The sequence below is a fragment of the Alistipes intestinihominis genome (genome assembly GCF_040095975.1).
Classification (GTDB): Bacteria; Bacteroidota; Bacteroidia; order Bacteroidales; family Rikenellaceae; genus Alistipes; species Alistipes senegalensis.
This window is the reverse complement of the sequence record NZ_JBBMFL010000018.1, coordinates 39093-51646: the sequence shown is the minus strand read 5'-3', so window position 1 is coordinate 51646 and position 12554 is coordinate 39093. Positions and strand designations below refer to the sequence as shown.

Sequence of the window (12554 nt, the reverse complement as noted above, 5' to 3'; positions counted from 1 at the left end):
CGGAAAATCCGAACCTCCGGGCCGATTTTCGGTCCCGGAAACGCCGCCGCCGGGCGTGAGAAACGTCCGGCGGCAGGTTCGGATGCGGCGTCAGCGCTCCGAAGCCGGTACGACATCGACCAGCTCGCGGGCGGGCTCGCCCCGGCGGCGGACAACGGTGCTGCCCGCGGTTTCCGACGCCGGAGTGTTGTAGAGCACGGCGTTGCCGCGACGGTCCGTGACGGAGAGCGACGCGGGTTTCGAGGCGTCGAGCTCCGCCGAGACGCTCCATCCGCCGACCGTCACACGCCCCTTCGCACCGCCTTTCAGCGCCAGCGGCTTGCGCCCCTCGGGGGTGATGCGGAAGACGGCCAGGAAACGCTGCGCACGGCTTTTCGCCGCGGTCGTAAACTCCGCATGCCAATGGTTCACATACTCCTGCACCCGGCCGTCGGGTCCCGTGCGCTTCTTCCAGTTGATCGCCGGGGAGAAGAAGCGGTCCGTCAGGTTCAGCGTCAGTTCTCCCGAGGTGAAGAGCTCCATCCGCCCCTCGGCCGCCCCGTTGGAGGCCGCGACGGCGTTCTCTCCGGCCTGCGCCATGCGGTTGTGGCTGTGCAGCAGCCATGTCCACGCAACGGGTTCGCGGGCCTCCAGCTCGTCGTAAACGACGATCACGTCGGGTTTCAGGAAGAGGAAATGACGGCGGAAGCGCGTGACGCCCGGATCGCCGATGCCGTTTTCGGACGTGCAGGCCACCTCCGATTTTTCCATGCGGTCAATCCAGAACGGCGTGCGGATCGAGTCGTAGGCGTGCGAGGCGTCGCCCAGCGTGTAGGTCAGCGCCTCGTTGTCGGCGAAGCGCGCCAGCCAGCCGTAGCCGTTCTCGCCGATGACCTGCGCCAGTCCGTCGGCGAGGATCGTATTGTGGCCCCGCGAACGGTAGTGCATCAGCGTATGCTTGTCGTTGAAATTCGAATAGTAGCCCGTGCCGCCGAACAGCTGGCGGCCGCCGTAGTTGATCGTGAAGCCGTTGTGCGCGGCGTGGGCGTGTCCCGTCGAGCCGAACGGCAGGGCGAAGAAGGCCGCCATCAGGTCGTCCGACGCGTCGGCCGGGTCGGTGTGCATCAGCGAGAAGCCCGCGTCGGGATAGAACCGCGAGGTGTTACGCCCGGGGGCCTGCGGGCTCACGTTGTCGATCGGCTTGTCGGTCAGGATGCGGTAGAACGTGAAGCCCTTCGAACGGTAGAGGTTCTTCGGGTCGCTGCCGATCAGTTGGTCGGCATACCACCGCGCCTCGGGACTCCGGAGTTCGCGGGCCAGCGCGTCGGCGAAGCCCATGTAGAGCTGCGACGGAGAGGTCATCTTCTCGTAGTCGTCGCCGAACCCCGTAGCGTAGGAGCCTTTCGGGAAGGAGTAGACGAGGAACGACGGCAGGTTGCGGAACCACGGCAGGTCGAAGAAATCCGTGCCCGTCAGGCGCGAGAGGACGAACGGCACGTAAATGAACGTCACGAGATTGGCCTGCATGTAGCTGCTGCCGTCGTGCCAGCCGCCGTCGTCGCCGCCCAGGATCGGGAAGCGCGCGCACCACACCTCGTAGCAGTAGCGGAACCACTTTTCGGCCTCGGGAAGGTCGCCCAGCGTGGCGATGGCCGAGAAGAAGAAGTTGCGGAAGGTGTGCTGCCAGACGTGGTTGTCCATCGAGTGGGTCTCGAAATCCTTGACGTAGTGGCGGTAGAAGTGTTCGCCCCGGACGCGGATGGCTTCGAGCACCGCGGCCCGCTCCTCCGGGGTCATGCGGTCGCAGGCCGTGTCGTAGCCCACCGCGAGCCCGTACATGATGGCCGAGCGGTTGAAATCCTCCGATGTGGCGTCGCTGTCAACGGGCAGCGACGCGGCATGCAGGGCGTGGCGCACCGCGGCGGCGCGGAACGGCTCCTCGCCCGTGATCAGGTAGGCCGTCGAGAAGTCCACGACGGGCTGCGTGATCACCTCGCCGAATTTGTGGTACATGAAGTTGACGAGCGACTTTTTCTGAAAAGGCGTCATCCCCGTCGTGTCGCGCGGACGTGTCGGGGCGACGGGCACGAGGTCCATATTCAGGTTCTTGCGGGCCTTGCGGACCAACTCCCGGGCTTCGGGATTCCGCTGCGCCCGCGTGCGGAAAGCGTCGGCCCCGTCACGCGGGACATAGAGCCTGTGGTGCGGCATGGCGGCGACCCGGCGCGCCAGTTCGGCACCCGTCGGGGTGGCGAACCGCCGGCACGAAGCATCGACCGTAAAGGCGTTGACCTCCGACCAACGCTCCGGGGCGCCGGGCTCCGAAACGGACCATTGCCAGTACCAGCGTCCTTCGGCCAGCGGCTCGTGGCAGGCATAAGCCGCCCATTCGAACGGTTCCGAGGGCGTAACTCCGGCGAAGGTGCTGTCCTGCGACAGCCGCACGCGGTAGAGCGCGCGCTTCGAGTCGCCCGCGGCGGGCCAGAGCAGCGCGGGCGGATTCTGCGTCACCGCGACGCCGCCCGACGGCCGAGCCCATTCGCGGTAGCGGGGCCGCAGCGAGCGTTTGTCGAGCCGGATTTCGGCCGGAAGCTGCGCCTCGGCGCCGAGAGCCGCGAAAAGCGCGGCCAGAAGCAGGATTCTTCTCATCGTCCCTGCATTTTATCCAGCACCAGTCCCGCGGCGCCCATGCACCCGGCGCGGTTGCCCAGCCGGGCCGCCACGAGTTCGGTGTCTTCGCCGCAGACCGACATCATCTGCCTCCGGACCCCTTCGCGGAGCTTCGCAAGGTAGAAATCCCCGGCTTCGGAGATGCCGCCCCCGACGACCACGCGCTGCGGGGCGAAGAGGTTGATCATCGAGGCGATGCCGTGCGCGAGGTAGTTCCAATGCTCCTCCATAGCCTGCACGGCGGCCGGGTTCCCTTCCTTGTAGAGGCGCACCACCTCCCTGCCGTCGGCTCCGTCAGCCCCGGCGCCGCTCAGTTCGCAGAACCTGCGCACGAGCGCCGCAGTCGAGGCGTAGTGTTCCAGACATCCCCGCCCGCCGCAGGCGCACGCCTCGCCGTCGCACTTGACGGTGATGTGGCCCATCTCCATCCCGCGGTTGCGGTAGCCGCGGAAAAGACGGCCGCCGATCAGCACGCCGCAGCCGATGCCGGTTCCGACGGTGACGAACACCACGTCCGAAGCCCCCTTCGCGGCCCCGAACAGCGTTTCGCCCAGCGCCATCATGTTGGCGTCGTTGCCGGCGAGGGTTTTCAGCCCCGCAGCCTGCTCGATACGGTCGGCGAGGGGGACGTTCTCCCACCCCGCGATGTTCTCCGCACCGCCCAGCACCGTGCGGCCGTCGGCCGAGACGACTCCCGGCGTGCCGATGCCAACCCCGGCCAGCGTCAGGCCCCCGCCCGCGGCATATTCCCGGCAGGCTTCGACGCCTTTCAGAATCTGTCCCAGCACCGCTTCGGAGCTCTCCTGCGCCAGGGCAGGGAGCTGACCGTTGAAAAGCACCTCCCCGGAGGAGGCGACCACGGCGTACTTCACCGAAGTGCCGCCGAGGTCTATTCCGATCGCATGGCGTACCATCGTCAGGCCCTTTCCACCCAGATCGGCGAACTCCAGCCCCACTGGCCGTCGCGCTGGCGCACGCGCACGTAATAATAATCGGTATCGCGCAGGGCCTTGTCATCGACCATGCGGTGTCCGACGCAGAAAGCCGCCTCGGGCTGCGCGCGCTCGAACTGCACGGCCTCCGAGAGCCATCCGCGCAGGAAATGCGCACGGGCGCCCTCCAGCAGTTCGGCGATCGTGTGTTCGTAGCGGTGTCCGTTGAACTCGGCGACGAGCTTCGCCGTGCGGGGAGCCGTCACGTCGAGGATGACGCCCTGCATGGCGGGGGTCATCACGTTGGGGTTCTTCGACGAATACATGTCGAGCGCCACGTGCCGCCCGTCGCGCTCCACGACACGGTTGACGCGCGTATGGAACTCCGTCTCGCCGGGCTGCGGCGAGGTGAAGGCCGCGCCGCGGAAGCAGGTCTGCATGTCGTCGATCGTGCCGTCGGTCAGCCGCAGTTCGCCCTGCCAATGCACGTACTCCTCCTCGCGGTTCCAGCCGAAGTTGACCTTGATCTTCGTGCGGATCGTCCCGTCGCCGGGAGCGGCGGCGCGGTGCGGACCGTTCAGCCGCGCGATGCACTGCCCGTTCTTGATGAGGTCCACGTAGTCGATGGCGTTCTGCCCCTCGACATTGAGGTATATCTCGCGCCGTCCGGCCCGGATCACGTCGCCCGAGGCGCCGCCGTTGATGCGGAAGTCGATCTTGATCTTGTCGCCCGTGACGCCGCAGACGTGGCGTTTGCCCATGTTCTCCCAGATGGCGTCGCGGTCCAGCGCCGGAGCGTAGACGCCGATGCGGCCGTCGCCGTAGCTGCCCGGATAGCCGGCGTGCTGGTCGGTGGAGCACATCAGACCGAACTTGTGGCCCTGCTCCAGACCGTACTGGATCGAACCCTCCCAGATGCGCGGACCCATGTCGTGCAGATAGTCGTAGTCGCCCGTGTCGCTCTCGGCGAGCCCGTGTCGCGAGAACATCTCGACGAACGGCGTCTGCCGGTCCTCGCGGAAAGCCGCCCAGTTGTAACCGCGGAATCCGGTGATGTAGCCCATGTGGTGAGGCGTGACGTAGCAATCGTAATCCTTGAGTTTCTCCTTGAGGTCGGGAACCGAGGTGCACTCGACCAATGGGGCGTCGAAGTCGCGGAACAACGCCACGTGGTCGCCGTGCTCCATGCTGTGGCACTCGTAGGAGGGGAAGGTCAGGAACTCCCCGGGACGGTTGGCCGCCTCGACGGCCGCGAGGTATTTGTCGTAGCCTCCGGCGCGCAGACGCTTGAAAGCCTCGGTGTGGTAACCGATGACCCAGTTCAGCCGCGGGTCGTTCTCGCCCGGGATGTCGGGCCACAGGGCGTGGGGCGTCACCGAAACGAAATCCAGCTGCTGCCGCGCGGCGGCCAGAGCGTCCGCAAGGTCGCCGTGGCCGTAGGTCACGTTGCAATGGTTGTGCACGTCGCCCCAGAACACCTTCAGGTCCTTGAGCGAGGGGAATCCCTTTTTCAGGTTGCCGGGCAGCGAATCCCTGCCGCCCGATCTGGCGCATCCGGGGAGCGTTCCCGCGGCCGCCAGGCCGAGCAGGGTCCATCCCGAAGCCTTCAGAAAGTCTCTTCTATCCATCGTATGATGCGTTTTAAGTTGTTTTCAGAGTTGGTCCGCGCCGCGGAAAAATTCGTACTCCTGTTCGCAGGGGTCCGTGTCGCCGCACTCCTGCTGGAGCTTTTCCAAACGCGCGTGCATGTCGCTGCGCACCGCGGCGTATTCGGGATCGTTGTAGACATTGCACATCTCGTGCGGGTCCTTTTTCAGGTCGTACAACTCCCACTCGTCCACGTCGTTGTAGAAATGGATGAGCTTGTAATCGTCGGTCCGGACGCCGTAGTGGCGCTTCACGGAGTGCCACGAGGGGTATTCGTAATAGTGGTAGTAGACGCCCGTGCGCCACGCTTCGGGGGTCTTGCCGCCCGAGGTGAGCACCTCCTTCAGCGAACGGCCCTGCATGTCGGCGGGGACCTCCAGCCCGGCCATGTCCGCGAACGTCGGGGCCAGGTCGATATTCATGGCCAGCGCCCGGGTGCGGACGCCCGCCGCAACGGCTTTCGGGTAGCGCACCAGCAGCGGCGTGCGCTGGCACTCCTCGTACATGAAACGCTTGTCGAACCACCCGTGCTCGCCCAGGAAAAAGCCCTGGTCGGAGGTGTAGACGATGATCGTGTTGTCCAGCTCGCCGATCTCTTCCAGATAATCCAGCAGGCGCCCGACGTTCTCATCGACGCCCTTGATGACGGCGCAGTAGTCCTTCATGTACTGCTGGTATTTCCAGCGCGTCAGCTCCTCCTGCGACACGCGGCCCTTCATGCGTTCGTACTCGGCGATGCGCGGGGCATAGGCCCGGTCCCAGTTGGCCCGCTCTTCGGGGGTCATGCGGTTGTAGGCCGCCTGATACTGCATGACGCTGCTGCGCCAGTCGTTGGCGCGCGACACGTCGTCCTTGTTGGCGTCGCCCGAGGATTCCAATTCGTAGGACTGCGCCAGCTGCCCGGGGGTCATCAGCTTGAGGTCCCACTCGGGCCACATGTCGCGGCCGATCTCCATCGCCTGCCCGCGGGCGGCGCTGCCGCGCCCCGAATAGTCGTCCAGCAGGTTGAAGGGCTCGGGGAAGACCCTATCGTCGTTGATGCCCAGATGACGCTGCGCGGGCATCCAGTTGCGGTGCGGGGCCTTGTGGTAGTAGAGCATGGCGAAGGGCCGCGACTTGTCGCGCCGTTCGAGGAATCCGATGGCCTTGTCGGTGATGATGTCCGTCACGTAGCCCGGTTCGGTCCGCTCCTCGCCGTTCTCGACGAACAGCGGCGAATAATACTCGCCCTGCCCCACGAGGATGCTCCAGAAATCGAATCCCTGCGGGTCGGAATTGAGGTGCCACTTGCCGATCATCGCCGTCTGGTAGCCGGCGTCGTGCAGGAGTTTCGGGAAGGTCTGCTGGTCGCCGTCGAAGGTGCGCGAATTGTCCGTGAATCCGTTCACGTGGCTGTACTTGCCCGTGAGGATGCAGGCCCGCGAGGGTCCCGAGATGGCGTTGGAAACGTAGCAGTTCTCGAAGAGCATGCCTTCGCGCGCGAGGCGGTCGAGGTTGGGGGTTTCGACCAGCAGACTGCCGTAACAGCTCATGGCCTGCGTGGTGTGGTCGTCGGTCATCATGACGATGATGTTGGGGCGTCTGGTGCGCCCCTCGCTGCACCCCGCGAGGGCTGCCAGCGTCAGCGGCACGGCGGCGTAACGCACACCGCACCGCACGGAATCGAGGTTTTTCATATATCGGGTCGGTTTTCGGTTTCAGTTCCGGGGTTCGGCCCAGGGCCGCAGGTTGCGCACGAGCTTCGGATCGCCGATGCGCACGCCCCAGTCGTACATCGCCCGGCGCAGACGGTTCAGCTCGGCTTCGTAACGGCGATCGACGGCCAGGTTGACCATCTCGCCGGGATCGTCCTGCAAATCGTACAGCGCCTCGCGGTTGCGGCCCCACTGGTAGAGGACGTATTTGTAGCGCGGGCCGACGACGCACCAGCCGCGCATGCCGGGGCCGGGGAGGAGCGTCTCGACGAAAACTTCGTCGTGAAGCGTCGTCTGACGGCCTTCGGCCACGGGGCGCAGGCTCCGTCCGCGGTAGCGTCCGGGATCGGGCGCGACGCCCGCATAGTCGCAGACCGTGGCGTAAAGGTCCAGTCCGACGTTCGACAGCGCCTCGTCGTTGCGCACGCCCCGCAGGCCGGCGCCTTCGGGGGCCTTGACGATCAGCGGCACGTTGACGACCTCCTCCTGCAAGTTCCATTTCTGGTTCCAGCCGTGGGCGGCGACGCCGTCGCCGTGGTCCGAGAGGAAGATGATCGCCGAGTCGTCGTAGAGCCCGCGGGCTTTCAGCACCCCGACGATACGCCCCACCTCGCGGTCGGCGCGCTCCACGAGGCGGTAATAGGCGTAGAGATAACGCCGCCAGTCGTCCTGCGTGTAGGTGTAGGTGTCATGGTAGCGGGGCGAGGAGGCGTGTTCGAGCGTCAGCGCTTCGGCCGCATAGGTCGAGGGCATGAAATTGGCCGGGAGATTGGGGCACTCATCGGTGGAGAAGGGCGCCAGCTCGCCGTATTGCAGCGTTTCGTTGCGTCCGTATTCGCAGATTTCGTGGGGATTGAGCAGCGAAGCGACCAAAAAGAGCGGCTTCGAGCCGTCGTACTCCCTCAGCGCCGCGTCGCAGGCGTCGGCCAGCGCCGGGTCGTCCATCTTCGAGATGCGGCGGAATCCCGTGCCCGAATCGGGGAGGTTGACCTCGGGGACATGCCATTTCCCGGCGTAGAGGCACTCGTAACCCGCTTCGGCGAGACGGTGGCCGATGCCGGCCCGCATGTCGGCGTCGTTGGGGCGGATCGCGTTGTCGAAGGCCCCGACCTCGAAGGGCATGCGGCCCGTGACGAGCGAGGCGCGGCAAGGGCCGCTCAGCGGAAAGGGACAGTAGGCGCGCGTGAAGCGCACGCCATCGGCGGCCAGCGCGTCCATAGCCGGAGTCCGGACCCACGGATTGCCGGCGCACGACATGGCGGCGGCGGTCTGCTGGTCGGTCATGATGACGATGATGCCGGGACGCTTCCCGGAGGCGGATTCGGGTTTCGAAGCGGCGGCGGCATCGGCGGCCACGGTCAGGGCGGCGAGCGATGCGGCCAGCGAAGCGTGGTTGAGACAGGTCATAGGCGTAGTTTTTCGGTCATACAAAATTACCACAAACCGACAGCGCAAGCCCCGGAGATTGTCCCCAAAAACGCGAAACGTGTGCAAAAGGCTTTCGATTTTGTAGAATCGGACCTTAAATTTGTCCTAAAACCGCGCCGCAGGCCCCTTCGGGCGCCGTCATTCGACAAATCCGGCATCGGACTGCACAAAACTGAAACCCCTTTGCAGAAATTCGGGAAAGGATTGGTCATTATTGATAAAAGGAAACAGCGCTTTGTCGTACCTTTGCCGTACCATGAAACCTGTAAAACTGCTTATCGCCCTCCTGCTGGCCCTCCTGCCCTCGCTGATGCGGGTGCAGGCCGACACCACGGTCTTCGCGCTGCTGGACCTCACGCGCCCCGGGCTGGAACGCGTCGCCGAACTGCACGCCGCGGGCGACGACAAAGCCGCCGCCGAAGCCCTGCTGGACTACTACCGCCGCCGCACGGGCGTCGTCTGCCCCGATGCGGACCCCGCCGGCATCACGATCACCCCCGAAGAACAACGCTGGGCCGACGAGGCGATGGAGCACCGTTTCTTCGTCCACAAGGGCTACCAGCCCTCCTATTTCTACGGCGACGACATCGACTGGGAGTACTGGCCCGTGAAGGACAACGAACTGCGCTGGCAGTTGCACCGCATGAAATGGTGGGTGCCGATGGGCAAAGCCTACCGCCTCTCGGGCGACGAACGCTACGCCGCGGAGTGGTGCGCCGAATACCTCGACTGGATGCGCAAGAACCCCCTCACGGCGTATGACGAACGCAAGGCCGGAAACTGGACGCAGGCCGAGAACGTCTATTTCGCCTGGCGGCCCCTCGAGGTGAGCGACCGGCTGGAGTTCCAGATCCACCAGTTCCTCTATTTCCTGCCCGCCGAGGCGTTCGACGCCGATTTTCTCCTGCATTTTCTCGAAAACTACCACCGCCATGCGGAACATATCACGCGCCACTTCTCGGCCAAGGGCAACCACCTGCTGTTCGAGGCCCAGCGGCTCGTCTTCGCGGGGGTGTTCTTCCCCGAGTTCCGCGACGCGGACCGCTGGCGCGGGACGGGCGTCGAGATCCTCAACCGCGAGATCGGCGAACAGGTCTACGACGACGGCATGCAGTACGAACTGGACCTGCACTACCACCACGAGTCGATCGGCATCTTCTTCAAGGCGCTGCAAATGATGGACGCCAACGGCTACCGGGGCGATTTCCCGGCGGAGTATCTGGCCACGGTCGAGCGGATGATCGGTGCCTATATCGACTGCTCGTTCCCGGACTACACCACGCCGCTGTTCAGCGACAACCGGTTCCGGGAGAGAGAGGAGCTGATGCCCTGTTACCGCGCGTGGGCCGAGGTTTTCCCCGACAACGCTGCGATCCGCTGGATGGCGACCGAGGGCCGCGAGGGAGCCGCCCCGGAGCATCTGTCGCGGGCGCTGCGCACCTCGGGATTCTACGTCCTGCGCAACGGCTGGGAGGCGGACGCCACGGCGATGGTTCTCAAAGCCGGACCGCAGGGATTCTGGCACTGCCAGCCCGACAACGGCACGTTCGAACTCTGGCACCGGGGCCGCAACTTCTTCCCCGACTCGGGGAGCTACGTCTACGCGGGCGACAAGGAGGTGACCGACCAGCGCAACTGGTTCCGCCGGACGCAGGTTCACAACACCCTGACGCTCGAGGGCCGGAACCTCGAACGCACCGACTCGAAATGCCTGCGCTGGGAAACGGACGGCGCGACGGACATCGTGACGGTCGAGAACCCCTCCTACGAGGGCCTCACTCACCGCCGCACGGTGTGGTTCATCGACCGACGCTTCTTCGTCATCGCCGACGAAGCCTTCGGAACGGCCGAGGGCGAAGTGGCCCTGCACTATAACCTCGTGGAGTGCGATCCGGCGGAGGATTTCGCCGCGTGTTCCGCAGCGACCCGCTTCGGCGACGGCAACGACCTGCTGCTGAAGGTCTTCGGCGCGGAGCGGATGGAGCGCCGCGAAGGATGGGTGTCGCGCACCTACCGTCAGCGTTCGGAACGTCCGGCCTACGCCTTCACGGTGCGAAAGCGCGCCGGAGAGCCCGTGCGGCTGGTGACGGTGCTGCTCCCGGCCGCGGACGCAGCGGCGCAGCGCGTCGAAGCCGCCTGGCGCGGGAACCGGCTGCAAGTCAAAATCGACAGAAAGAGATACAACCTAAAATAACTGCCATGAAACGAATCCTGATGACCCTCTGCGCCGCGCTGGCGCTCGGCGCGGCATCGGCCGCCGAAACGACCCCGGCCCTCGGCGACGAAAAGTCGCTCTACGACCTGCTGGACCTCGACCGTCCGGGCATGGAGGCGGTGAAGAAAGCCGTCGCAAAAGGCAACGTCGCCGCCGCGGACAAGGAGCTGCTGAAATATTTCCGCACGCGCAAGCCCGTCGAACTCTTCGGCCTCGACCTCGAAAACGTCAAGGTCAGCAAGCTGGAGCAGAAGCAGGCCGACGAGGCGCTGGAACACAAATTCTACGCCCACAAGGGCTATCAGCCCTCCTATTTCTACGGCGACGACATCGACTGGCGCTACTGGCCCGTGAAGGACAACGAGCTGCGCTGGCAGCTGCACCGCCACTACTGGTTCATCCCGCTGGCCAAGTGCTACTACGTCACCCAGGATGCCCGATACATCGACGCATGGATGGAGCAGTACGCCGACTGGGTGAAGAAAAACCCGCTGGACGGCGTCGAAAGGCTGAAAGCCGCAGGGGCATCGGAGGCCGAGATCGCCGCCGAAAAGGAGAACATCCGCTTCGCATGGCGTCCGATGGAGGCCGGGCGCCGTTTGCAGGACCTGCTGACGGAATTCGCGCTGACGATCCGTTCGCCGCGCTTCACGCCCCAGTTCCTCAACCTCTTCCTGCGCACCTACCGCCAGCACGCCGACCACATCCTGCACAACTACTCCAAGCAGGGCAACCACCTGCTGTTCGAAGCCCAGCGGATGCTGTTCGCGGGCATCTACTTCCCGGAGTTCCGCGAAGCCGCGGAGTGGCGCCGCAGCGGCATCGAGATCCTCAACCGCGAGATCGGCGTGCAGGTCTACCCCGACGGCATGCAGTTCGAACTGGATTTCGGCTACCACATCGCCGCCATCGACATCTTCCTCAAAGCCCTCGGCATGGCCTCGGCCAACGGATACGAGAGCGAATTTCCGGCAAGCTACGTCGAGACCGTCGGGAAGATGACCGTCGTGACGTGGAACCTGCTCTTCCCCGACTACTCCAACCCGATGTTCGGCGACACCAAGAGCCACGACAAGAGCTCCCTCCAGCGGCAGTTCCGCAGCTGGAGCAAGGTCTTCCCCGACGACAAACAGCTGCAATGGTTCGCCACGGAGGGCCGCAAGGGCGCACTCCCCGACTACACCTCGCAGCAGTTCCCGGCATCGGGATTCTACGTCCTGCGCACGGGATGGGACAAGGATGCCGCAGTCACGGTCGTGAAAGCAGGCCCCCCGGCGTTCTGGCACAACCAGCCCGACAACGGCACGTTCGACTACTGGCGCCGGGGCCGCAACTTCTTCCCCGACTCGGGCAGCTACGTCTACGGCGGCGACAGCGCCGTGCTGGCCCAGCGCAACTGGTTCCGCCAGACCCGCGTGCACAACACCGTGACGCTCGACGACCGCGACCTCGAAAAGACCGATTCGAAACTCCTGCTGTGGAAGGCGACGCCCGAGCTGACGACGCTGGTGACCGAGAACCCCTCCTACGAGGGTCTCACCCACCGCCGGGCGATGTTCTTCACCGCAGAGGGGCTGCTGGTGATCACCGACCAGGTGTCGGGCACGGCCGCCGGAAAGGTCGGAGTGCATTTCAACCTCTGTCCGGGCCGGATCGAATACGCCAAGGACGGCACCGTGCGCACGCTCTTCGCCGACAGCAACAACATCCGCATCAAGACCTCGGCGACCGTTCCCGTGCAGATCCGCGAGGAGGAGGGATGGGTTTCGACCGCCTACCGCAAGAAGGAGGAGCGTCCGGCCTACGCCGTCGAAGCGCAGAAAGACGCCGGCGGAGAGATGCTCTTCGTCACCGTCATCGCCCCGGACGAAGCGCCGTTCCAAGGCTCGATCGCCATCGTTCCGGAAAAGGCCCCCGTGGGCGACACGCTCCGCTTCGCGGTGCGCGTGGGCGCCAAAACCTACGAACTGGGATATGAACTCCGCTAAG

General features: G+C 65.2%; 7 protein-coding genes. 2 read left to right on the top strand and 5 right to left on the bottom strand.

Annotation, left to right across the window (positions count from 1 at the left end):
• Positions 1–90 precede the first annotated feature (90 nt).
• The 5 genes from WMO46_RS13315 to WMO46_RS13295 are packed head-to-tail and all read right to left on the bottom strand — an operon-like array spanning position 91 to position 8329.
• Positions 91–2628: a DUF4962 domain-containing protein gene (locus WMO46_RS13315; protein WP_349094521.1), complete on the bottom strand. Its 2538-nt coding sequence runs from the start codon at positions 2626–2628 to the stop codon at positions 91–93.
• Positions 2625–3563 carry an ROK family protein gene (locus WMO46_RS13310; protein ID WP_349094520.1) on the bottom strand — a complete coding sequence of 313 codons (939 nt, stop codon included), beginning with the start codon at positions 3561–3563 and terminating at the stop codon, positions 2625–2627. Before WMO46_RS13310 ends, WMO46_RS13315 begins: the two co-directional genes overlap by 4 nt.
• A gap of 2 nt (positions 3564–3565) precedes the next feature.
• On the bottom strand, positions 3566–5209 hold the full coding sequence (locus WMO46_RS13305; protein WP_349094519.1) for a Tat pathway signal sequence: 1644 nt from the start codon (positions 5207–5209) through the stop codon (positions 3566–3568).
• 24 nt (positions 5210–5233) lie between these two features.
• Positions 5234–6904 (bottom strand): sulfatase family protein, encoded by a 1671-nt coding sequence (locus tag WMO46_RS13300; RefSeq protein ID WP_349094518.1) that lies wholly within the window; start codon positions 6902–6904, stop codon positions 5234–5236.
• 21 nt (positions 6905–6925) lie between these two features.
• Positions 6926–8329 (bottom strand): sulfatase family protein, encoded by a 1404-nt coding sequence (locus WMO46_RS13295; RefSeq protein WP_349094517.1) that lies wholly within the window; start codon positions 8327–8329, stop codon positions 6926–6928.
• Between the two features lie 277 nt (positions 8330–8606).
• Here WMO46_RS13295 and hepC point away from each other — a divergent pair, with 277 nt between their 5' ends.
• Together hepC and WMO46_RS13285 are read left to right on the top strand one after the other, a co-directional pair.
• Entirely contained in the window at positions 8607–10544 is a 1938-nt protein-coding gene (hepC, locus tag WMO46_RS13290) for a heparin-sulfate lyase HepC (RefSeq protein WP_349094516.1), read from the top strand.
• Positions 10545–10549: 5 nt separating this feature from the next.
• Entirely contained in the window at positions 10550–12553 is a 2004-nt protein-coding gene (locus WMO46_RS13285; RefSeq protein WP_288661417.1) for a heparinase II/III family protein, read from the top strand.
• The last annotated feature ends 1 nt before the right edge of the window (position 12554 follow it).

What these genes read in the sequence shown, in the direction of transcription:
- WMO46_RS13285 (WP_288661417.1), top strand. Translation starts at nt 10,550, where the DNA reads ATGAAACGAATCCTGATGACCCTCTGCGCCGCGCTGGCGCTCGGCGCG.
- hepC (WP_349094516.1), top strand. Translation starts at nt 8,607, where the DNA reads ATGAAACCTGTAAAACTGCTTATCGCCCTCCTGCTGGCCCTCCTGCCC.
- WMO46_RS13300 (WP_349094518.1), bottom strand. Translation starts at nt 6,904, where the DNA reads ATGAAAAACCTCGATTCCGTGCGGTGCGGTGTGCGTTACGCCGCCGTG.
- WMO46_RS13310 (WP_349094520.1), bottom strand. Translation starts at nt 3,563, where the DNA reads ATGGTACGCCATGCGATCGGAATAGACCTCGGCGGCACTTCGGTGAAG.
- WMO46_RS13315 (WP_349094521.1), bottom strand. Translation starts at nt 2,628, where the DNA reads ATGAGAAGAATCCTGCTTCTGGCCGCGCTTTTCGCGGCTCTCGGCGCC.
- WMO46_RS13305 (WP_349094519.1), bottom strand. Translation starts at nt 5,209, where the DNA reads ATGGATAGAAGAGACTTTCTGAAGGCTTCGGGATGGACCCTGCTCGGC.
- WMO46_RS13295 (WP_349094517.1), bottom strand. Translation starts at nt 8,329, where the DNA reads ATGACCTGTCTCAACCACGCTTCGCTGGCCGCATCGCTCGCCGCCCTG.